Origin of the sequence: Povalibacter uvarum, assembly GCF_014202975.1 — a bacterium.
GTDB lineage: Bacteria > Pseudomonadota > Gammaproteobacteria > Steroidobacterales > Steroidobacteraceae > Steroidobacter > Steroidobacter uvarum.
Window position 1 is genome coordinate 913092 of the sequence record NZ_JACHHZ010000002.1, and the last position, 20436, is coordinate 933527.

Consider the following 20436-nt stretch of genomic DNA (forward strand, 5'->3'; position numbering starts at 1 on the left):
CGAAGACATGACGGCGGCACTTCTCATCATCGATATGCAGCAGGCGCTTTGCGCGGGCCGCTATGCCGCGTTCGATGCGGCGGGATTGATTCAGCGCATCAACGCCGTTGCGGCGAAGGCGCGCTCCGCCGCAATTCCCGTCGTGCTGATTCAGCACGAGGAAGATGATGAACTGCTGCGATTCGAATCGGCAGGCTGGCAGATCGCCGAGGGGCTCACCACGACAGCAACGGACCTGCGCGTGCGCAAGGCGACTCCCAACTCGTTTCATCGCACGCCGCTGCAGGAAGTGCTGCAGTCACGACGCATCGATCGTGTGATCGTGTGCGGTTTGCAGAGCGATTACTGCGTCGACACGACGGTGCGCCAGGCGCTCGCCCTGGGCTACGAGGTGACGCTCATTTCGGATGGACACTCGACGGTCGACAATGAAGTCCTGAGTGCCGTGCAGATCATCGCGCACCACAACACGACGCTGAAGAACATGAACAGCTTCGGCCAGCGAACGACGCTGGTCCGCGCGAACGATCTGACCATCTGAGATCGACGCTCATGGAAATCGCAGGTCGCTGTCACTGCGGAAACATTTCCTTCCTGTTCACCATTACGCCCGATCCGATCGAGATTGCGGCGCGGGCGTGTTCCTGTTCCTTTTGCGTGAAGCACGGCGGCGTCTGGACGTCGTCTCCCTCGGGATCGCTGTCGGTCACCGTGAGGTCGCCAGCGCAGGTATCGCGATACTCGTTCGGTACGCGCACCGCCGACTTCCATGTGTGCACGGCCTGCGGCGTCGTGCCGCTCGTCACCAGTCGCATCGAAGACCGCGAGTACGCGGTCGTCAGTGTGAATGCATTCGAAGGCGTTCCGGAATCGATGCTTCGTCGCGCGTCCGCGTCTTTCGACGGTGAAGGGCAGGGCGAAAGGCTTGAGCGTCGTGCGCGCAACTGGATTCCGGACGTCACCTACGCGAGTTCGTGAGACGTCTGTCCGTCGTGCTGTGGGCCGGCTTCTGCCGGACGTAATCCCCAAGGGATGCTTCGCATGACGTCCGACTAAAGTCGGACCCACAACAAGAACAGCACCACCGGCTGAACGTGCTGCTCCCGCCGCGGGCGATGCTCGCCTTCGCCGTCGATCTGCGCAATGATGATCCGATGGAGCGTCTGCAGCGGAGCATCTCATGCAGCCAGTGAGTGCGGTGTTGTTCGTCATGGATCTGAGACGCGTCGCGACGTTCTACGAACAGGCGCTCGGCATGACGTGCATGAGACGTGACGAAGACCACGCGCAGTTCGATTGCGAGGGATTTTCTTTCATCGTTCACCAGATCCCCAAAGCCATGCTCCGCGGCGCAACGTCAGGAGCAACCGAGCGTCGTACTCAGGCGGCGCTGCGATTGGACTTTCCGGTGCCAAGCATCGAAGCGAGCCGTCGAATCGCGCGCGCACTCGGGGGCGACGTCGACGCCTCGCCGCCGCCGTGGGCCGATGCGAACGCCGGCCTGTTCCTGGGCAATGACCCTGAAGGCAACGTGTTCCTGCTGAAGCAGGCGTAACGCGCATGTTCGCGAAAGCGCTGTTCGCATTTCTCGCCATGCCGGGCATCGTGGCGTTCGCAGTTCCGGCGATATGGATGTGGCGTGCGAATCGCTGGACGGTCATTCACCCGGCGGGCTTCATCGTACTGATCGTGGGAACACTGGGATTGCTCTGGTGCGTGCGCGATTTCTACGTGAGGGGCAAGGGGACGCTGGCTCCGTGGTCGCCACCGAAGAACCTGGTCGTTATCGGGCTGTATCGCTACAGCCGCAATCCCATGTATGTCAGCGTGGTCTCGATCCTGCTGGGCTGGGCACTGACGTTCGATTCATCCGGCGTGCTGATCTACGCGCTCGCCGTCGCTTTGGCGTTCCATCTTCGCGTCGTTTATGGCGAAGAACCCTGGCTTGCGCGCACGCATGGAGATCACTGGCACGGATATGTGCGGGCTGTACCACGCTGGATCGGGTTCACGCGGTCGCATCAGTAGCGTGTAAGATTCCTGGCATGACGAGCGACGGGAGTCGGAGCATGCGCGGCTGGTTACTTGCAGCGGTCCTTGCAACGTGCGCGCACGCGGCGCAGGCCGATGAAACGATTCGTTGCGGAAAGTGGGTCGTGAATTCGTCTCTCACCGTGGGCGAGCTTCTCAACAAGTGCGGCGAGCCCGCGGCGAAGGAACGAAAGGAAGAAGACGTCTGGACCCGGAACGTCAATGGCGGCAGCTATCGTTCTGGAACCACGGTCGTCGAGTACTGGACGTACGATCGCGGCTCGCGGGCCGCGCCGATCCGCGTGAAGATCGTCGACAACAAGATCCGCTCGATCGAACGCATTCTCTGATGACGCCCGATGCGCCTGCGGCGCTGCCGATGGGATACAACGTTCAGATCGTCGCGGTGCAGGTCGGTGCCGATGAGTATCGGCTGCGGATCCTTGCGGACAAGCAGCAGTACTACGATCCCGATGGCGCGGCGGAGCGAGCCGGCATTTCCTCCGCGACGTGGCCGATCTTCGGAATGATCTGGCCGGTCGGCATCGCGCTCGCCTACGAGATGACGCAATTCCCGATCGACGGCAAACGGATCATCGAAGTCGGTTGCGGGACGGCCCTGTCGAGTCTGGTGCTGAGCCGGCGCGGCGCCGATATCACTGCGAGCGACAATCACCCGCTCGCGGAAGAATTCCTGCGCCATAACGCAGGGCTCAATGCAGTGCCGCCGGTTCCTTATCGCCAGGCGCCCTGGGGTGAGGAAAATCCGGACCTCGGCCGGTTCGATCTGATCATTGGTGGGGACGTGCTGTACGAACCAGATCATGCGGCATTGCTGGCCGGGTTCATTTCCAGGCATGCGCAGCCCGCCGCGGAAGTGCTCGTCGCAGACCCTGGGCGCGGGTATCGCGGCCAGTTCAGCAAACGGCTGGCTGCGGAGGGATTCGCGCGGACCGAGATGCCCTGTCGCGCCGGCGGCGCCGAGATTGAGTCTAAAGGCAGAATCCTGCGGTTTACGCGCACCGCAGTGTGATCCGTGACGTTGGATTTGCGGGGCGGATAGCTCATGCTCCCGCAGCCTGCCGCCAGGGACGCGGCCGCACCGGGTTACCCGCTCTCAGCGCCTTTATTCAGCTTTTGCCGATGATTCTGGATGGCTATCGCCGCCACTAACGCATCCCTGTCGCGTCCTTTCTCGCACTGGTCAGTCGCGGGCCTCTGGCTCGTGGGCCTGATCGCGTACGGCGTTCTCGTATGGCTGCTGGATGACGTCACGACGCGAGCAGTCAACGACGGCGCGTGGACGCTCGCCTCCGCGGCTGCAGCTTGGTCCTGCTTCATCACAGCGCGGCAATTGCCTTCGTCATCCGCACGCGCGTGGTGGCTGTTCGGTACGGGTTGCCTGTGCTGGTTCATCGGCCAGCTCCTCTGGAACTACAACCGCTGGATGCTCGGCATCGACATGCCGTTCGAGAGCATCGGCCAGATTTTCTACCTGCTCTTCCCGCTGCTGGCGATCGGCGCGATCAGCCAGCTGCCGGAATCGCATCACGGCTCGCCGATCATGCCCAAGCAGCTCGGCAACGTTGCGCTGGTGCTGTGCTGTCTTGCCGTCACGGTCGTCCTTGGGCTGATCGAGCCCGCGATTCAATCCAATGTGCCGCGGTACTACCTGTGGCTGGGCGGCGGTCGCAGCGTGTTCGTCGCGGCGACGTTCCTCTACGCGCTGTACACGCTGTGGACTTATCGCTGGAGCGCGATGTGGACGGTCGTACTCAAGATCGTCGTGGCGGCGGGCGTGTATGCCGTCGGCAACCTGATCTATCTGCACGCATTGTTCACGCGCACCTATCTGCCGGATGACTTGATCAATGTCAGCTGGCTGCTGGTATTCGCGTTCCTCTCCTGGGCTGCGGTGGAGCGGCACTGGTCGCACCTGAATCCGCGCGAGCTTCCGCCGGCGCGACTACTGATGCAGGAGCGCTGGATCGAGGCTGTCATTCCGGCGCTGCTGATCATCATCATGGTGATCGTCGCTGTCTCCAGTCACGCCACGCTGACGACGCGCGTCCTTACATGGACGGCAGTACTGTTCATCATCTTCGCGATCGTTCTCGGTGTCCGCGAAGCGCTGGTGCAGAACGATACGCAGCGCCTGAACAACGATCTGATGGATTCGAACCGGCGGCTGAATGAAGCGAATGCCGATCTGCGCGAAAGCGAGAAGCGTTATCGCGATCTGAACACGGTGCTGGAGAAGCGCGTCGCTGAACGAACGGCGCAGCTCGAGCGCGCCTACGGCGAGCTGGAAGGTTTCTCGTATGCTGTTGCACACGATCTGAAATCGCCATTGCGGGCCATCGACGGATTCGCGCACCTGCTGCGTGAGGAAGTGAATGACATGTCGCCGCAGGGCGATGCTCATCTGCGTCGTATCCGCAGCGGTGTGCTGAGAATGTCCTCGCTGATCGACGATCTGCTGTCCTACGCGAGCATCGAACGTCGCGACCTCCATGCCACCGATGTCGATGTCCCGGAGCTGGTGCAGTCGGTGCTGGAGGGCTGCGCGGAGGAGATCCAGCGCCGCAATATCAAAGTAGAGCTCGAGATCGAGCCTCTGATCGTGTTCCTCGATGCCGAAGGGTTGGCGCTCGCCGTTCGCAATCTCATCGGCAATGCGATCAAGTACTCGACGAGTGTCGAGTCACCGACGCTGACTGTCCGCGCTGTGCGCACGGAACATGGGGCGCGATTGACCGTAGCCGACAACGGTATCGGCTTCGACATGCAGTACCACGACACCATCTTCAAGATCTTCCAGCGCCTGCATCGCGAGGATCAGTATCCGGGCACGGGCATCGGACTCGCGCTGGTGCGCAAGGCGGTCGAACGAATCGGCGGTCGAGTCTGGGCGGAGAGCGCGATCGGTCGTGGCGCGACGTTCTTTATTGAACTGCCGCAGCGCGTGATCAGATCCTGAGCACTCAGATCCCTCGTGCGCCCCACGCCTCCGCGACACGCGCAGACGTCGGCTTCCGATCGAGCACAACCACAACGGCGATCACGCCAGCAGCGGCGAGTATCGTGCCGATACTGAAAGCCGGTGGATAGCCAAACGCATCCGCGATGGCTGCGGCGCTGAACGTGCCGGCGCTGTTGACCAGCACAAAAATGCTGGCGAGCAACGTGTAGTCCGTACCTGCATGCTCAGGATCGGACGCATCCATCATCAACGTGAAGAGAGCGACTGTTGCCATCGTGCCGATGAGGCCTTCCGCGATCGTCGCCGTCCACAACAGCGTAATCCCGCCCACACCAAGCGCTGCGACGACGTACAGAACGAAGGTCGCCGCCTGTGCAAGGCCGGTGACGAGGATCGCAGTGCGACGGTTCACGCGCATCGCATACCAGCCGCCGATCAATGCGCCCAGCAGACTCGTGGAAGAACCCACGATGCCCTTCATCACACCGATCGTTTCGTTGCTCAGGCCGGAGTCCTTGAGGAAAGGGTTCAGGATATTCGAGACCATCGCATCGCCGAAGCGATAGCAGAAGATCAGGCCGGCGATCGTGAGCATGCCAGGCGCGGCCAGCCGCCTGGCCCAGCCGATGGAAAGCGATCGAAAGGAGGGCGGTGCCGCCGTGCCCGGCCGGACATCGCGCAGCGGCAGGACGGGCAGCATCGTCAATGCAAGCAATCCGGCGATGCAGAGGAAGGTGACGGACCAGCCCGTCTTCGCGAACACGATGAGCAGCACTCCGCCGCCGAGAATCATGCCGATTCGATAGGCACCCACCTGGATCGCGTTGGCTCCGCCACGCTCGTGACTGTCGAGCATCCGCACGGCGAGTCCATCGGTGATCACATCCTGCGAGGCGGCAATGATGTTGAACGCAAAGGCCGCGACGAGAATGACGACGAGCCCGTGGTCGAGGTTCAGCTGGGTCAGCAGCAACGCCGCCGCAATCGACGCAATCTGGAAAGTGAGCAACCACGCGCGAGCCGTGCCTCGATGATCCAGATAAGGCGCCCACAGGAATTTCAGTGCCCACGGCAAGTACAGCAGACTCAGTGCACTGATTGCCTTCAGCGAGTAGCCGGCTTCGCGCAGCAGCACCGGCAGCGCCTGTGTAAAGAATCCATAAGGCAGCCCCTGCGCGAGATAGAGCGCAACGAGTAGGGCAATCTTGTGACCGCGACTGAGCGTCGTCGGAGGATTCTCGGACATGGCGTGCGGTGGCAGACTCTTCGAACGACACACGGAAAGAGACGCAGGGGGAATTATGGCAGGCAGGCTCGATGGAAAAGTAGCGATCGTTACCGGGGCAACGAGCGGCATCGGCGAAGCGACCGCGCGACGATTCGCCGAGGAGGGCGCGACCCTGATCCTGGCCGGTCGTACCGTCGACAAGGGTGAGGCGCTGGCGAAGGAACTCGGCGGTCGCGCCCTGTTCCAGAGAGCCGACATTCTTCGCGAGGCGGATATTGCTGCGCTCGTGAACACGGCCTCGGAGCGCTTCGGCCGTCTCGACATCCTGTTCAACAACGCAGGTGCGCCGACGCCTGGTACGTTCGATGACGTTACCGAAGCGCAGTTCACGTACGCGATGCAGTTGCTCGTCGGCAGCGTCGTGTTCGGCATCAAGCATGCGGCGCGTTTGATGAAGCCCCAGAAGAGCGGCAGCATCATCAACAACGCGAGTATCGCCGGTCACCGCTACGGACAGGGGCAGATGCTCTACTCGGCGGCGAAGGCCGCCGTTGCTCATCTCACCCGCATCGCCGGCGTTGATCTCGGTCAGTACGGGATTCGCGTGAACGCAATCTCGCCGGGCGCGATCGCCACGCCGATCTTCTGGGGCGGATCAGCCCGGGCCAATACGCTGAGCGACGAAGAGAATCAGCGCAAGCTCGCGAAGCTCGAACACAATCTCGCACACGCGACCCCCCTCCCTCGCAGCGGCCATGCGCTGGACATCGCGAACGCAGCGCTGTTCCTCGCGAGCGACGAGGGCAGCTACGTCAACTCGCACGATCTCGTCGTGGATGGTGGGCGGATCTCGCAGTTCCATGAGAGGCCAGTAGGTCAGCAGGGCTAGGAGTTCAGATGAAGAGTTTCCACGGGGAGCACGGGGACACATGGGGCGGAGCACACGAGCTCAACTGAAGTACTTGATGCTCCGTGGATAAATCTCCGCCCCGTGCACCCCGTGGCCACCCCGTTCATGCCCCGTGGAGATTCTTTGTTTTCGTCTACTCACTCACCTGCACCAGCAACTTCCCGAAGTTGTTTCCCTTGAACAACCCCATGAACGCTTCCGGTGCGTTCTCGAGGCCCTTCGTGATGTCTTCGCGATACTTGATCCGGCGCTCGCGGATCCAGATGCTCATGTCGTTGATGAACGCGGCCTGGCGGTTGTAGTAGGTCGAGATGATGAAGCCCTGAACCTTGATCTGCTTGACGAGGAACGTGGCCATCAGTTGCGAGCTGCGATCCGGGCCGGCCGGCAGGCTCGTGGCGTTGTACTGGGCGATCAGACCGCACAACGGGATGCGAGCGTGCGTGTTCAGCAGCGGCAGAACCGCGTCCCACACAGCGCCGCCGACGTTCTCGAAGTAGACGTCGATGCCCTTCGGGCACGCCTGCTTCAGGAGACCCGGCATGTTCGCGTCGCGGTGATCGATGCAGGCGTCGAAGCCGAGTTCCTTCACGGCGTACTCGCACTTCTCCGGTCCGCCGGCAATGCCCACAGCCCGTAGTCCCTTGATCTTCGCGATCTGGCCGACGACTGAGCCGACGGCACCGGTCGCCGCGGCGACAACGAGCGTCTCCCCAGCCTTGGGTGTACCGAGATCCAGTGTGCCGACATACGCGGTAAGTCCCGGCATGCCGAGCACGCCGAGCGCATAGGAAGGCTTCGGAATACGAGGGTCGAGCGGCGTGATGCCCATGCCGGTGGAGACTTGATACTCCTGCCAGCCGCTGAAGGAATTGACCAGGTCGCCTTCCTTGAAGCGGGAGTTGCGCGAGGCGACGATGCGACTGACGGTACCGCCGATCATCACCTGATCCAGCTCAGTGGACGCTGCGTACGATGCGGCTTCGCTCATGCGGCCGCGCATGTAGGGATCGAGGGAGAGATAGACGGTCTGGAGCAGCATCTCCCCATCTTTCAGCGCCGCGATGGGCACTTCCTCCAGGCGGAAATCCGCCGGTGTCGGCTCGCCCTGCGGGCGCTTCGCCAGCACGATGCGCCGATTGACCTTCGGCGTCTCAGCCCCCAGTGCCGCGCCCGCAAGCAGCGTTGCACCAACAACAGCACTACCCGATGCGATGAACTCTCTGCGCGTGGACATGCGGATCCCCCTGGTCGGCCGAGTTGTTGTGGCCGGAGGGTAGCATTCTTGTGGAGGGAGTTACTCCGTGTTTACTGCGCCGTCCATCCCCCATCGATCGTGATGCTCTGCCCGGTGATGTTCCGGGCCGCATCGCTCAGCAGAAACTCGACCGTTCCCGTGAGCTCTTCGAGGCTGATGAACTGCCGCTTCGGCATGGGCTTGAGCATGATCTCATCGACGACTTGCGCCGGGCTCATGCCGTGAGTCGCGGCCAAAGAGGCGATCTGCGCGTCGACCAGCGGCGTCTTCACGTAGCTCGGACAGACGGTGTTGATCGTGATGTCGTTGTTGCCGGTCTCCAGCGCGATCGATTTGCTGAAACCGATCAAGCCGTGTTTCGCGGCGACATAGGCGCTCTTGAACGGTGATGCGATGAGGCCGTGGATCGAGCCGATGTTCACGATCCTGCCGTAGTTGCGCGCCCGCATCGCGGGAAGGACAGCGCGAGTCAGCAGGGCAGCGCCGGTCAGCATCACTGCAATCAATTGCTGCCACTTCTCAGGGGGGAACTGTTCGAGTGGCGAGACGTGCTGCAGACCGGCGTTGTTGATCAGGACCGCGGGAGGATCATCGGCGACGCTGGCAATGGCAGCTTCGATCTGCTTCGCATCAGCCACGTCGAACGCGAGCGTTCGCACACCGGCAATGCTCTGCTGCAACCGGTCGAGCGATTCGCGATGCAGATCGCACGCGATGACTCGCTGACCGGTCGCAACGAAGCGCTGGGTAAGTGCCAGGCCGATGCCGCTCGCAGCGCCGGTGATGAGAATGGTTCGGGACATCACATCAATACTTGTACGTCGCCGTGAACGCGACGGTGCGCGGTGCGCCGTAGAAGCCGATCTGCGGTGCGCCCTGTGCGGGAACGACGCCGAACTCGTAGCCTGCGACGCGATACTCTTCGTCGAGGATGTTCTTGCCGTCGACCGCGAAGCGCCATGCGCCGCTTGCCGTCGTGTACGACACGCCGAGATCCAGGATGTCGTAGTTCGGCTGAACGGTCGGCGATTCCACCGGCGCAACCAATGTCGTCGCGACGTGAGTCTTCGAGCGGTACTGGTAGCCCGCGTGCGCCGTGATTTCGCCGGCGTTGAGCGCCCACTCGTAAGTGGCGCCGAAGAAGCCCGTCCATTCCGGCGAATTCAACGGCTCGCTGATCGAGCTGATGTCGCGCGTGCCATTGGGCTGGCAGGCCGGCACCACGACGACCGCGGGGTTACAGCTGAAGATGAACTCTTCGAACTCCGCGTCGAGGTAGCCGACGTTCAACGCGAGCGTGAGGCCGGCAACCGGACGCCACATCGTCTCGAGCTCGACACCCTGGTTCAGCTGCTTGCCGGCGTTGAGCACTGCCGTTGCGTTGGTCGGGATGCCGTTGAGGAGCTGGAACTGCTGAGTCGTGACCTGCACGTCCTCATAGGGCGTGTAGAAGATCGTCAGGTTCAACTGCAGCGTATCGTCGAGCAGCGTGGACTTGATGCCCGCCTCGTAGTTGTTCGCGATCTCCGAGTCGTAGCCGTCGCTCGTCTGCGGGTACAGCGCCTGGTTGCCGCGCATGTCGAAGCCGCCGCTCTTGAAGCCCTGGCTGTAACCGATGTACGCGAGCACATCGTCGCTGACTTTGAAGTCGACGCCGATACGCGGCGAGACATCCGAGAAGGTGCGACTGCTGGTGTAGTTCGAACTCGGCGGACCGAAGGCAGTGAAGCCCGGCGGCACGTTGTTCTGATCGAACAACGTTCCATTGTTGGGAAGCCGGCCGAGGTACTGCTGCACGAACACGAGGGCCGTCTTGTCGTCCTCGTTCCAGCGCGCGCCGGCGTTGAGGTTCAAGCGATCCGTCACTGCCCAGGTCGTGTCGAAGTAGACCGAGATGCTGTCCGTATCGACCGAGCCCTTCGTCAGCGACGTCAGGTTCAGCGCGCCCAGCGAAGCGTCGAATGCGCCGCTTGCAGTGCCGGTGAAGTAGTACACGCCCGCAACACCCTTCAGGCGGTCGCCGGTGTACGTGAGCTGCACTTCACCGCTGGTCTGATCGTCGGCGTACTGCGCGGGCACCTGGAAGTAGTTGCCGGCCAGCTCTTCGAAGTCGATGAACTGGTTGCCTTCGCCTTCGCGATACGCGCCGACGATCTTCAGATCGAACGCGTCGCCGAGCGACTGCGTGTAGGTAGCGGAAACACCCTTGGTTTCGAATTGATCCTGATCGACCGGCATGTCGGTGCGCTGGTCGTAGCGATCGTCGAGGCGTGGCTGCACGATGTCGTTCAGGCGCTGACCACCGGCGGCATTCGAGTCGTCCTTGATGTAGTCGGCGAGCACTTTCAGGCGGCTGTCATCGCCCCAGAGGAACGTTGCGTTCGCGCGAGCGGCGAGCACGTCCTTGTCGGAGACATCCTGGCCGGGACGAGTGAAGAGACGCGTGCTGCCGTCGTCGACGATTTCGCCGTAACCATCGCGCTGCAGGTACGCAACCGCTGCCCCGAGGTAGAAATGATCGGCGACGATGGGTGCGGACCCGCTCAGCTTGGTATCGAGCTGGTTGTAGCTGCCAGCCGTCACGGATGCATTCAGCGCAGGGTCGCCGACGATGTCGCGGGTGACGTACTTGATCGCGCCTGCGATCGTGTTCTTCCCGTACAGCGTGCCCTGCGGGCCGCGCAGCACCTCGATGCGATCGACGTCGTACACGTCGAGCAGCGCGCCCTGCGGACGGGCGATGTAGACGTCGTCGAGGTAGATGCCGACGCCGGGCTCGAAGCCCCAGAGCGGATCGTTCTGACCGACGCCGCGGATGTACGCGTTGATCGTGCTGCTCGTGGCACGGCCCGCGGCGATCTTGATGTTCGGTGCGTAGGCCGTCATGTCTTCGAGCGTGCGCACGTTCTGAGTCAGGAGTTGATCGGCAGTCAGTGCGGTGATGGCGACCGGCACATCCTGCAGGCTTTCCTCGCGGCGGCGCGCAGTGACGACTACGCTCTCGATCGCGAGTTCGTTGACCGCGGATGCATCGTTTGCCTGCGCCAGGGCAGGAGTCGATGCGACTGAGGCGAGCACTGCGGCGACGGCGCAGGACAAGGAAGTACGCAAAGCGATAGCGGACATGCTGATTCCCCCGGGTACCAGAACAGATCGGTGATATGTCATCGCATTAATTCATCAGGCGATGATTTATGCGGCAGATTGCTCCGGCGGCGGGCTCGCTGTCAAATATTCATTGTCCGATGAAATATTTTGCAGTGCCGCGAGCGCCGCCGGACCGCGAGGTCTGTTACAAAGGATTTGCCCGCTGCACCGGCGCGGTGCTTTCATTGCGGTGCGTCGGCGAGGGCAGGCCGGCGAAACGGGAGAAAAGGTGAAGACTGCAGTGAAGAAGAAGCCGGGGCGACCGCGGACGGCCGCCAGGGCGACGGGGCGGAAGCGGGGTCGGCCACCAGGCCGGCCGTCACGCACCGACGTCCCCTTGGATACGCGCGAACGCATTCTCGATGCGGCGGAGGCGCAGTTCTCCGCTCACGGATTCTGGGGCGTGACGATCCGTGAAGTGGCCGAGGAGGCCAAAGTCGACACGGCCCTGCTGCATTACTACTTCAACACGAAGCGCGGCCTGTTCGATTCGGTCTTCTCACGACGCGCCGAGATCATGAACCGCGAGCGCATCGACTCGATCGATGCGTACGAGAAAGCCCACGGCGCGAACATGACCGTCGAGGGTGTCATCAACGCGTTCCTGCAGCCCACTCACGATCTCGCCGCGCAGGGCGATCCGGGCTGGCACAACTACTTCGCGCTCGTCGCCCAGGTGAACAACACACCCGCGTGGGGCGGCGAGACGATGGGCAAGACATTCGATCGCGTCATCCACCGGCTGCTCGATGCGCTGCGCAAAGTGCTCCCCGACACGGATGAGAAGGACCTGTTCTGGAGCTATCACTTCCTGTCGGGCGCACTCACGCTGACGCTGTCACAGACAGGTCGCATCGATCGACTGTCGAATGGCCTGTGCAAATCGAGCGACTTCACCGCGATCCACTCGCGCATGGTGCCGTTCATCGCGAGCGGCTTCGAGCGGCTGTGCCGGGCCCGGGCGGCGTCGAAGAGCAGGAAGTAGGAGGAAGAAAGATTCTCCACGGGGTACACGGGGAGCACCGGATCCCCGTGTCCCCCGTGGAAAATCTCTTTCTTGATCTGTTGCCCTACCTCAGCGTCGGCACCTGAACCTCCGCGACGCGACGATCCTTGAGCAGCACGCTGCCGCCAAGGAAACCTGACGAGCCGATCTCCATCGCATACAGCAACTGGCGTGTGCCGGAGTCGGCGGCGCCACGCATTGATGTCGGTGGGCCCAGGAGTCCGAGCACCTCCAGTTCCGTCATGCCCGGGCGGACGCGTTTCCAGGCGTCTGCGTTCAGCCATTCGGTGGAGGGTGCAGGCGCGGCGGAAGACGACGGCGCCGAACTGGGCCGATCACCGGCGCGGCTCGCCCGTTGCTGCAGTTCGTTCAGCTGCCGGGACAGGTCCTGCACCTGCCTTTCGATATTTCGCATGTCCTGCTCGAGCTTCATGACCTTGAAGTCATCGGCGGCTGCGGCGGGTATGCGGGTCAGCGCCGCGGGCACAAGGAGCAGCATCAGCAACGCAACGTGGGACTGGCGCATGGGGACTCCGGACACTTTGCTCGACGTAGCGGACACTTCGGGGCGGACGCTTCTGGCCATCCCATGGCCTGACCTTCGACGAGTCGTGATCGCGGCGCGATCAGTGACACCCCCGAACATTGATCGGCATCGCCGACGCGGGCAAGTTGTCTGCTACCCGGCCGGCCGCTAGGCTTGCCCGCTGCCGAAAGAAACCGACTTATCGCCACAACTCGCGATCGAGTGTTCCGGATCCTGGAGTATCCAACGATGAAATTTTCGCGTGCCGCCCTGGGCAGCGCAGCCGCCCTGATGGTTCTCGCTGCCTGCTCGCGTTCGCCCCAGACCTCGCCGACACCTGCCGAAACTCCGCCCCCGAAAGCCGTCATCGGCGCCTGGGGATTCGATCTCGACGGCATGGACCGGAGCATCAAGCCGGGCGATGACTTCTACAAGTTCGCGAACGGGAAGTGGCTGACGTCGAACACGATCCCGCCGGATCTCAGCTCGTGGGGCGCCTTCACGAAGCTCGCCCTCGAGGCCGAAGAACACGTGCAGGAGATCATCAAGACGCTGCCGGCGAATGCACCCGCGGGCAGTGCCGAGCAGAAAGTCCACGACTTCTATGAGTCGTATCTCGATGTCGGCGCCATCGACAAGCTCGGCCTGGAGCCGGCCCGGCCCGCGCTGAACGATATCGCGGCCGCGAAGACGCATGCGGATATCGCGAAGCTGATGGGCCGCCCGGATCTCGGCCTCGACACACCCATCAACGTGTCGGTCACGATCGACGACAAGAATCCCGATCGTTACATCGTCGGCATCGGCCAGAGCGGCCTGAGCCTTCCCGAGCGCGACTATTACCTGAAGGACGATCCGGCGTTGAAGGAGATCCGTGCAAAGTACGTCGCGCACGTCGAGCGCATGCTCGCGCTGGCCAAAGAACCGGAACCGGCGAATCAGGCCAAGGCCATCCTCGACCTGGAAACACAGATCGCGAAGCGTCACTGGCCGGTGGCGAAGCGTCGTGAGCGCGAGCTGACGTACAACCTGCGCACTCGCGAACAGCTCGATACGCTCGCGCGCAGCTATCCCTGGAAGGATCTGCTGGGCGCAGCCGGCTTCGATGATCAGAAGGAATTCATCGTCGCGGAGCTCGACGCCGTCGAGGCGCTGGGCAAGTGGTTCACCACGGTGCCCGTGCAGCACTGGCAGAGCTACCTCAAGTACAACTACCTCGTCACTCACGGCGCCGTTCTGCCGCAGGCGATCGACGACGAGCGTTTCGATTTCTACAACCGCACGTTGAACGGACAGCAGCAGAAGCGCGAACGCTGGAAGCGCGCGGTGCAGACGCTCGATGGCGCTGTCGGTGAAGTGCTCGGTCAGCTCTACGTGAAGAAGTATTTCCCGCCGGAATCGAAGGAGAAGATGGTCGAGCTGGTGGAAAACCTGCGTCGCGCCTACGGCCAGCGCATCGACAACCTTCCGTGGATGACGGCGGAGACGAAGAAACTGGCGAAGGAAAAGCTCGCGACGTTCCGCCCGAAGATCGGCTATCCCGACAAGTGGCGGGACTACAGCAAGCTCGAAATACGCGCTGGCGACGCGTTCGGCAACGCGGTGCGTGCGCGCGTATTCAACGCGGAGTTCGATCGTGAGCGCCTCGGTCGTCCGACCGACAAGGACGAATGGTTCATGACGCCGCAGACCGTCAACGCGTATTACAACCCGCTCTTCAACGAGATCGTGTTTCCCGCGGCGATTCTGCAGGCCCCGTACTTCGATCCCAACGCCGACGCAGCGATCAACTACGGCGGCATCGGCGGCGTGATCGGTCACGAGATGGGTCACGGCTTCGACGACCAGGGTGCGAAGTCCGATGCACGCGGCATCCTGCGTACGTGGTGGAAACCCGAAGACGAAACAGCGTTCAAGAAACTCGTCGACGCACTCGTCGGCCAGTACGACCAGTTCGAAGCGCTTCCCGGCCTGAAGTTGAACGGGCGCCTGACGGTCGGTGAGAACATCGGCGACCTCGGCGGCCTCACCGTCGCGCTCGAGGCCTATCACCTTTCGCTGGGCGGCCAGCAAGCTCCGACGCTCGATGGCTTCACCGGCGAACAGCGCTTCTTCATGTCATGGGCCCAGGCATGGCGTGAACTTGCCCGTGACGAATCACTGCGCAACAAAGTGATGAGCGATCCTCACAGCCCCGCTGTCTTCCGCGTGCAAGGCGTCGTCCGCAACATGGACGCCTGGTACACCGCCTTCGACGTAAAGCCGGAAGACAAGATGTATCTGGAGCCGGAGAAGAGGGTGAGGATCTGGTGAGAAGCTTCTCACCCAAACACCGCAAACAACTGCCGCGTCAGCGCCACCGGCTTTCCGTCGGGGGCGTTGAGCACTCCCGTCTGATTCACGTAGCCATCGCCGGCAGCGTCGAGGTCGGTGTCGATGCGCCACCACGCATCGGGCGGAAAATCGAAGCGGTGGTCGAAGAACTCCAGAGTCCACACTAGAGAGCTCGAAGGCGCGGGGGCGAGGAACATCGACATCGCGGGGGTGGGAATGCAGTCGATCAGTGCGACGACGTGCGATTCAGTCAGCGGTGTTGGATCACGATGGCGGATGAATGCTTTCGTCGGTGTACGTGGGGAGCCTGAGAAGGGCTTCGCGCCCTGCACCCACCGCACGGCGAAATGCTGAAGGAACTGCGGTGCGCCGTCCTTGAACTGGACTTCGCGAGCTTCATCGACACCGCGTGGCGCAGGTGTCGGCTCGGGCTTCAGCTTCACCGCTGAAGCGCGTGGGCCGCCGTACACACCCACCACTGTCGCCGCGACCTGTCCTCCATCCAGCACATCGCAGTGTGCAATCGTCACTGCCTTGCCGACTCGCAGCACACGCGCATTGATCTGCCACGTGCCCGCTGTGGCCGGGCCCACGAACGTTGTCTGCAACGAACGCAACAATCGATCCTGCGGCACCAGCTTTCGCAGCACCTCGTTGCCGACGGCCGCGATCAATCCACCGAACATCGCACGACCCTGGCCCCAGTCGTCGGTCACCGTCACCTGGAACGTCGAGCCGTCACCACGAATCGTCTGGAGAATCTCGGAGAGTGTCATGAGCGCAGCGGAGCAATTGAACGAGCACGCAGAGTAACCGTCCTGCGAAGGACACTCCACTGGCGAAACGTCAGCCGGTTCGTCTGTTCCGCTACGCGAGGCGGAGGGTGCTGATTCAAGCGTCGTTTGCGCGCGCCTTCGGCCGGGGTGAACGTGGGGCAATTGTTGCGCCTGGGTAGCGATCCGTTACCGGCTGATACAAATCGCGGGCATTTCCCGCTTACGGCTTACAAAGCCGCGACAGCTTTCGCGTGGGTCGGTCCCTAGCATCTCCTGCATGGTTGAAGCATCGCCGATTCACCAGGAGGTGAAATGAAGACTCCCATCGAACCCGCCAAGACGGTACCGCGCACGCTGATTGCTGCGGGTGCACTCCTCGGCTTCCTCGCGACGGCGTCGACAACTGCTTTCGCCAGCGATCTCGGACTGTATATCGGCGCATCGTTCGTGCAGACGAAGTTCGAGCACGACTGGAACGAGCTTCCCGCTGGGCTGACGGTCCGCGACGTGGATGACGAGGATCAGGGCTTCAAAGTGCTGTTCGGCTGGCGGCCGATTCCGTGGTTCGCGCTTGAAGCGAGCTATGCCGACCTCGGCGCGGCGAGCGGCAATACCAACGCCGTGTGCCTCGCGGTGCTGGGCTACCCGTGTCCGACCCGACTGTCGGCTGATGTTCAGTCCGCGCAACTCGCGGCGTTGGGCCTGTGGCCGGTCGGCGATTTCGATCTCTTTGCGCGTGCCGGCATTCAGCGATGGGAAGCGGATGCGGAGATCGGCGACGCCGTAACGGTGATCGCTCGCGCCAGGGAAGACGACACGGACCTCGTCTATGGTGTAGGTGCGCAGTATCGATACAAGCGTGTCGCCGTGCGGCTCGAGTTCGAACATCTCGAGCTGGAGGAGTCTGAAGCGGAGGCGGTGTCGATGGGAGTGATGTACAGCTTCTGAAGAAGCCAGCTAGCCGCTAGCTGTTAGCCGGCTAGCCAGAGTGTTGTCTTTCTGTGGGTCCGACTTCAGCCGGACGTCATGCGAAGCATCCCTTCGGCTTACGTCCGGCCAAAGCCGGGCCCACAACAAGACGCGAGCGTCCGATCTCGTCTGGCTAACGGCTAGCTGGCTAGCCGGCTAGCCGGCTAGCCCGAGCTTGAATCAGCCCCATCCCGCCCGCATCTCCCAGGTCTCAACTCTCCGCCGAGGCCTCCCCCATGCCTGCTCCCCTCAAGATCGACTTCGTCTCCGACGTTTCCTGCCCCTGGTGTGTCATCGGGTTGCGGGGGCTCGAGCAGGCGCTCGAGCGCATCGGCGGCGAGGTTGCCGCGGACATTCATTTCCAGCCGTTCGAGCTGAATCCGCAGATGGCGGTCGAAGGCGAGGACATCGCTGAGCACATCGCACGGAAATACGGTTCGTCGCCGGACCAGCTGGCGCGCAATCAGGAAGCGATTCGCGCTCGTGGGGCGGCGCTGGGCTTTACGTTCAACATGGAGAAGCGTGCGCGCATCTACAACACGTTCGACGCACATCGGCTGCTGCACTGGGCCGAAGCCGAAGATCGTCAGCATGAGCTGAAGCGTGCGCTGTTCGCGACGTACTTCACCGAGGGGCGCAATCCCAGTGATCGCGAAGTACTCATCGACGCCGCGAAGGAAGCGGGTCTCGATCCGGCGAAGGCGCGCGAAGTCCTCGAGTCAGATCGCTACGCGAAGGAAGTTCGCGATCGTGAGCAGTTCTATCAGCGTAGCGGCATTCACGCCGTGCCTTCGGTGATCATCAACGATCAGTACCTGATCCAGGGCGGTCAGCCCGTCGAGGTTTTCGAGCAGGCGTTGCGGAAGATTGCCGCGGAGAGCCAGAGCGCTGCGGCGACCTGAGCGAGGATCGTCATTCCCGCGCAGGCGGGAATCCATCTGGGGTTTGGCGCGCTCGGTCAGCAAGGATGGATCCCCGCTTTCGCGGGGATGACGTCCGGCGGTGTCAGCCGATCAATTCCCCCGCACGCGTCAGCGACAGCCACTCTTCTTCGCTCGGAAACCCGTCCACCGCGAATCGTGCCGGGAATTCGCTCGTCGCTCTCATGCGATGACCGCAGGTCGCAATCAGCGCGGACCACGGCACGAGCAGAAGGTTGTGTGAGCCGTCCGGCTTCGGTCGGCCCAACGCGACCAGATCCGTTTCGGGCAGCAGCGTCGCGACACCTTCGGTCCAGGTCGACCAGCTCCAGAGCCCTCCGTCGCCTTCCCGTTTGCTCATCAGCGAGTACGTCGCTACGAACACATCCTCACCGAGATGTTCCTGCAGCGCGGTCTGCTGGTCGCTGTAGGTCACGGCCATGCTGATGCGCTGAACCGACTGGTGAAGGTCCTGCGTATCGCCCTGGGGAACGAACTCGATCCACTCACCATTCCTTCGTTGCAGGAGCGTCCCCGACAACGGCCACGGCGCTTCGCGCAACGATCGGTCAGCGTGCGCCAGCAGGCTGCGAATAGCGGCATCGTCTGATCCGTCGCAACTCAGCAGCACGCCGCGATTCGCAGGCATCACTACCGCGGTAGCTGCGAAGGGCAGTGCATCGATGACCGCGTCGACGAGCAGGAAGCTTTCTTCGTATGAGACCGCGGAGACGATCTGGTAGACACCATCGCCGAGCAGCTGCCAGTGCGGACGCTCCAGGGCGCGAAGGTTCTGCAGTGCCTTCATCCTGATCGAATCCGCTGTCTGGCCCCATGTGTCGAGAAGCGTCTCGTCGACGTGAGCGAGCGCGTGGCCGTGATCGAAGACCAGTCGCAAATGAATGTCCGCGCACAGGGGCCAGCTGACGGTCCGCTGCAGCGGCATCTTCCCGCTTCGCGATGAAATCTCGAGGGAGACCCGGTCATAGACCGACCGAACCACCGGATAGATGTGCTGCGACGCCATGCCCCAGAGCTTGGGGATCTCTTTCGCGCCGGCTTCCAGCATGGATTCGTACTTGAGGAGCAGGTGCTTCCGGTCCGCGCGCCGCGCGTTCAGGTACTCGAGAAACATGTTCGTGAGATTGATCGTCGCTCCACGCGGATGATGGAGTGCCGCCTTCTCGACGTCGTATCGCCATTGATCGTCGAGCGACCTCGCCCGGTTCAGCAGGACACGGGCGAAGTCCTCGAGCCTGGGCTTCATGCCCAGGAGTTCGCGCCAGCTCAGCATTAGAGAGGCCTCCAGATCCCGCAGATGATGCGGGTGTCCGGATCATAGCGCCTGGAGCATGACGACGAGCCCGCGGCAATGCCGATCTGAGGCTTCGATCACCGTCCCGCGGAGGAGGCACAGGCCGGAGGCCAGGTCCGGTCCGGTTCGGGGACAAGGTCGATCAGAAACAGCTCGCCGGATCGTTCGCCGTCCGCTTGCGCGAACAGCAATCGATCGGCATTCGGCGACAGCAGCGGTCCGACCTGGAAAACATTCTCGCGGGCCGGGATCTGGCCGCGATCGATCCATGAGCCCCGATCGAACGTGTAGCGATACAGATGCGATCGCTTGTCCCGGTTCGCGACCACGATGAGCGTCTTCTGGTCGCGGGAGATGTCGGCTTCGTACTCGCTCGCCGCGCTGTTCACCGCAGGGCCGAGGTTCTCGACTTTCCACTTGCCTGTCGCATCGTCGCTCGCGACGTAGATGTCCATCAATCCGTGACCGCCTGGACGATCCGAGCCGAAGTACAGTCGTCCATCGGTCGTCATCCGGGGAAGCAGCTCGACGTCGAGCGAATTGACGGGTTCAGGCAGTCGCCTCGCCGTCACGAAGCTGCCATCGGCTTCGCGATCGACGGACCAGATATCGAAGTCGTCCTCCTTGTCGCCCTGGCGCGCCGAGATGAAGTACAGGCGCTCGCCGTCCGCGGTGACGAATGGGTCGGCCTCCAGGATGTTGTCGTCCGCGGCGAACAGCGGCTTTCGCGGAGCACTCCATCGGCCGTCGCGGCAGGACGACCAGAGCAGCCGATAGCGACTGAAAGCCGCGTCGCTCGACATGAAGAACATTTCGCGCCCGTCGGGCGTGAATGTCGCCGACGACTCGTACCGATCCGTGGCGATCGCTTCCGGCGTCCAGCGTACGGGTAGCGATTCGCCCGCATGCGCAATCAGCGCGACACAGCAGCTGGCGGTGGCGACACCAGGAGGAAGCCGAAAAGTGCCTCTGCGCATGCCCATCGTCCTCATGAGGAACGGCGCGCAGTGTGCCGGCTTGGAAGTGGCGGATG

At 62.7% G+C, this 20436-nt stretch carries 20 protein-coding genes; 12 read left to right on the plus strand and 8 right to left on the minus strand.

The window, feature by feature from the left end; translation table 11 throughout:
- The first annotated feature begins 7 nt into the window (after window positions 1-7).
- The 7 genes from HNQ60_RS10300 (at window position 8) to HNQ60_RS10330 (ending at window position 5011) form a co-directional block, all read left to right on the plus strand.
- The gene (locus HNQ60_RS10300; RefSeq protein WP_184331326.1) at window positions 8-541 is read left to right on the plus strand and encodes a cysteine hydrolase family protein; all 534 of its coding nucleotides are present in this window, start codon (window positions 8-10) and stop codon (window positions 539-541) included.
- Between the two features lie 11 nt (window positions 542-552).
- Complete coding sequence (locus HNQ60_RS10305) at window positions 553-978, plus strand: GFA family protein (RefSeq protein WP_184331328.1); 426 nt, start codon at window positions 553-555, stop codon at window positions 976-978.
- A gap of 202 nt (window positions 979-1180) precedes the next feature.
- Window positions 1181-1555 carry a VOC family protein gene (locus HNQ60_RS10310; RefSeq protein WP_184331330.1) on the plus strand — a complete coding sequence of 125 codons (375 nt, stop codon included), beginning with the start codon at window positions 1181-1183 and terminating at the stop codon, window positions 1553-1555.
- A gap of 5 nt (window positions 1556-1560) precedes the next feature.
- On the plus strand, window positions 1561-2028 hold the full coding sequence (locus HNQ60_RS10315; protein ID WP_184331332.1) for a methyltransferase family protein: 468 nt from the start codon (window positions 1561-1563) through the stop codon (window positions 2026-2028).
- Between the two features lie 41 nt (window positions 2029-2069).
- The gene (locus HNQ60_RS10320) at window positions 2070-2381 is read left to right on the plus strand and encodes a DUF2845 domain-containing protein (RefSeq protein WP_184331334.1); all 312 of its coding nucleotides are present in this window, start codon (window positions 2070-2072) and stop codon (window positions 2379-2381) included.
- A complete protein-coding gene (locus HNQ60_RS10325) occupies window positions 2381-3064 on the plus strand; it encodes a class I SAM-dependent methyltransferase (protein WP_221304120.1) in 684 nt (227 codons plus the stop codon). Before HNQ60_RS10320 ends, HNQ60_RS10325 begins: the two co-directional genes overlap by 1 nt.
- 120 nt (window positions 3065-3184) lie before the next feature.
- Window positions 3185-5011, plus strand: coding sequence for a sensor histidine kinase (locus HNQ60_RS10330; RefSeq protein ID WP_184331336.1), 1827 nt, complete (start codon window positions 3185-3187; stop codon window positions 5009-5011).
- Between the two features lie 4 nt (window positions 5012-5015).
- On the opposite strand, the gene HNQ60_RS10335 is transcribed toward HNQ60_RS10330, so the two are convergent.
- Window positions 5016-6260, minus strand: coding sequence for an MFS transporter (locus tag HNQ60_RS10335; protein ID WP_184331338.1), 1245 nt, complete (start codon window positions 6258-6260; stop codon window positions 5016-5018).
- A gap of 55 nt (window positions 6261-6315) precedes the next feature.
- Here HNQ60_RS10335 and HNQ60_RS10340 point away from each other — a divergent pair, with 55 nt between their 5' ends.
- Window positions 6316-7131 (plus strand): SDR family NAD(P)-dependent oxidoreductase, encoded by an 816-nt coding sequence (locus HNQ60_RS10340; RefSeq protein ID WP_184331340.1) that lies wholly within the window; start codon window positions 6316-6318, stop codon window positions 7129-7131.
- Between the two features lie 154 nt (window positions 7132-7285).
- Here HNQ60_RS10340 and HNQ60_RS10345 read toward each other — a convergent pair whose 3' ends face one another.
- The 3 genes from HNQ60_RS10345 to HNQ60_RS10355 form a co-directional block, all read right to left on the minus strand.
- Window positions 7286-8389: an NADP-dependent oxidoreductase gene (locus tag HNQ60_RS10345; RefSeq protein ID WP_246433499.1), complete on the minus strand. Its 1104-nt coding sequence runs from the start codon at window positions 8387-8389 to the stop codon at window positions 7286-7288.
- A 71-nt stretch (window positions 8390-8460) separates the two neighbouring features.
- Complete coding sequence (locus HNQ60_RS10350; RefSeq protein ID WP_184331341.1) at window positions 8461-9213, minus strand: 3-hydroxybutyrate dehydrogenase; 753 nt, start codon at window positions 9211-9213, stop codon at window positions 8461-8463.
- Window positions 9214-9217: 4 nt separating this feature from the next.
- Window positions 9218-11536 (minus strand): TonB-dependent receptor, encoded by a 2319-nt coding sequence (locus HNQ60_RS10355; RefSeq protein ID WP_184331343.1) that lies wholly within the window; start codon window positions 11534-11536, stop codon window positions 9218-9220.
- Between the two features lie 358 nt (window positions 11537-11894).
- On the opposite strand from HNQ60_RS10355, the gene HNQ60_RS10360 reads away from it, so the two are divergent.
- Window positions 11895-12542 carry a TetR/AcrR family transcriptional regulator gene (locus tag HNQ60_RS10360; RefSeq protein ID WP_221304121.1) on the plus strand — a complete coding sequence of 216 codons (648 nt, stop codon included), beginning with the start codon at window positions 11895-11897 and terminating at the stop codon, window positions 12540-12542.
- A gap of 85 nt (window positions 12543-12627) precedes the next feature.
- Here the strand turns inward: HNQ60_RS10360 and HNQ60_RS10365 are convergent, their stop codons facing one another.
- The gene (locus HNQ60_RS10365) at window positions 12628-13089 is read right to left on the minus strand and encodes a hypothetical protein (protein ID WP_184331347.1); all 462 of its coding nucleotides are present in this window, start codon (window positions 13087-13089) and stop codon (window positions 12628-12630) included.
- 249 nt (window positions 13090-13338) lie between these two features.
- On the opposite strand from HNQ60_RS10365, the gene HNQ60_RS10370 reads away from it, so the two are divergent.
- Window positions 13339-15402 carry a M13 family metallopeptidase gene (locus HNQ60_RS10370; protein WP_184331349.1) on the plus strand — a complete coding sequence of 688 codons (2064 nt, stop codon included), beginning with the start codon at window positions 13339-13341 and terminating at the stop codon, window positions 15400-15402.
- An 8-nt stretch (window positions 15403-15410) separates the two neighbouring features.
- Here the strand turns inward: HNQ60_RS10370 and HNQ60_RS10375 are convergent, their stop codons facing one another.
- Window positions 15411-16199 carry an acyl-CoA thioesterase gene (locus HNQ60_RS10375; protein ID WP_184331351.1) on the minus strand — a complete coding sequence of 263 codons (789 nt, stop codon included), beginning with the start codon at window positions 16197-16199 and terminating at the stop codon, window positions 15411-15413.
- Between the two features lie 312 nt (window positions 16200-16511).
- Here HNQ60_RS10375 and HNQ60_RS10380 point away from each other — a divergent pair, with 312 nt between their 5' ends.
- Window positions 16512-17147, plus strand: coding sequence for an outer membrane beta-barrel protein (locus HNQ60_RS10380; protein WP_184331353.1), 636 nt, complete (start codon window positions 16512-16514; stop codon window positions 17145-17147).
- A gap of 257 nt (window positions 17148-17404) precedes the next feature.
- A complete protein-coding gene (locus HNQ60_RS10385; RefSeq protein WP_184331356.1) occupies window positions 17405-18070 on the plus strand; it encodes a DsbA family oxidoreductase in 666 nt (221 codons plus the stop codon).
- A gap of 103 nt (window positions 18071-18173) precedes the next feature.
- On the opposite strand, the gene HNQ60_RS10390 is transcribed toward HNQ60_RS10385, so the two are convergent.
- Both HNQ60_RS10390 and HNQ60_RS10395 read right to left on the minus strand, forming a co-directional pair.
- On the minus strand, window positions 18174-19382 hold the full coding sequence (locus HNQ60_RS10390) for a DUF1444 family protein (protein ID WP_184331358.1): 1209 nt from the start codon (window positions 19380-19382) through the stop codon (window positions 18174-18176).
- 98 nt (window positions 19383-19480) lie between these two features.
- Window positions 19481-20380 (minus strand): TolB family protein, encoded by a 900-nt coding sequence (locus tag HNQ60_RS10395; RefSeq protein WP_184331360.1) that lies wholly within the window; start codon window positions 20378-20380, stop codon window positions 19481-19483.
- Between the last annotated feature and the right edge of the window lie 56 nt (window positions 20381-20436).

Bases quoted from the DNA above. Each gene is read 5' to 3' on its own strand.
- HNQ60_RS10300 (WP_184331326.1), top strand. From the start codon at position 8: ATGACGGCGGCACTTCTCATCATCGATATGCAGCAGGCGCTTTGCGCG.
- HNQ60_RS10305 (WP_184331328.1), top strand. From the start codon at position 553: ATGGAAATCGCAGGTCGCTGTCACTGCGGAAACATTTCCTTCCTGTTC.
- HNQ60_RS10310 (WP_184331330.1), top strand. From the start codon at position 1,181: ATGCAGCCAGTGAGTGCGGTGTTGTTCGTCATGGATCTGAGACGCGTC.
- HNQ60_RS10315 (WP_184331332.1), top strand. From the start codon at position 1,561: ATGTTCGCGAAAGCGCTGTTCGCATTTCTCGCCATGCCGGGCATCGTG.
- HNQ60_RS10320 (WP_184331334.1), top strand. From the start codon at position 2,070: ATGCGCGGCTGGTTACTTGCAGCGGTCCTTGCAACGTGCGCGCACGCG.
- HNQ60_RS10325 (WP_221304120.1), top strand. From the start codon at position 2,381: ATGACGCCCGATGCGCCTGCGGCGCTGCCGATGGGATACAACGTTCAG.
- HNQ60_RS10330 (WP_184331336.1), top strand. From the start codon at position 3,185: ATGGCTATCGCCGCCACTAACGCATCCCTGTCGCGTCCTTTCTCGCAC.
- HNQ60_RS10335 (WP_184331338.1), bottom strand. From the start codon at position 6,260: ATGTCCGAGAATCCTCCGACGACGCTCAGTCGCGGTCACAAGATTGCC.
- HNQ60_RS10340 (WP_184331340.1), top strand. From the start codon at position 6,316: ATGGCAGGCAGGCTCGATGGAAAAGTAGCGATCGTTACCGGGGCAACG.
- HNQ60_RS10345 (WP_246433499.1), bottom strand. From the start codon at position 8,389: ATGTCCACGCGCAGAGAGTTCATCGCATCGGGTAGTGCTGTTGTTGGT.
- HNQ60_RS10350 (WP_184331341.1), bottom strand. From the start codon at position 9,213: ATGTCCCGAACCATTCTCATCACCGGCGCTGCGAGCGGCATCGGCCTG.
- HNQ60_RS10355 (WP_184331343.1), bottom strand. From the start codon at position 11,536: ATGTCCGCTATCGCTTTGCGTACTTCCTTGTCCTGCGCCGTCGCCGCA.
- HNQ60_RS10365 (WP_184331347.1), bottom strand. From the start codon at position 13,089: ATGCGCCAGTCCCACGTTGCGTTGCTGATGCTGCTCCTTGTGCCCGCG.
- HNQ60_RS10370 (WP_184331349.1), top strand. From the start codon at position 13,339: ATGAAATTTTCGCGTGCCGCCCTGGGCAGCGCAGCCGCCCTGATGGTT.
- HNQ60_RS10375 (WP_184331351.1), bottom strand. From the start codon at position 16,199: ATGACACTCTCCGAGATTCTCCAGACGATTCGTGGTGACGGCTCGACG.
- HNQ60_RS10380 (WP_184331353.1), top strand. From the start codon at position 16,512: ATGAAGACTCCCATCGAACCCGCCAAGACGGTACCGCGCACGCTGATT.
- HNQ60_RS10385 (WP_184331356.1), top strand. From the start codon at position 17,405: ATGCCTGCTCCCCTCAAGATCGACTTCGTCTCCGACGTTTCCTGCCCC.
- HNQ60_RS10390 (WP_184331358.1), bottom strand. From the start codon at position 19,382: ATGCTGAGCTGGCGCGAACTCCTGGGCATGAAGCCCAGGCTCGAGGAC.
- HNQ60_RS10395 (WP_184331360.1), bottom strand. From the start codon at position 20,380: ATGCGCAGAGGCACTTTTCGGCTTCCTCCTGGTGTCGCCACCGCCAGC.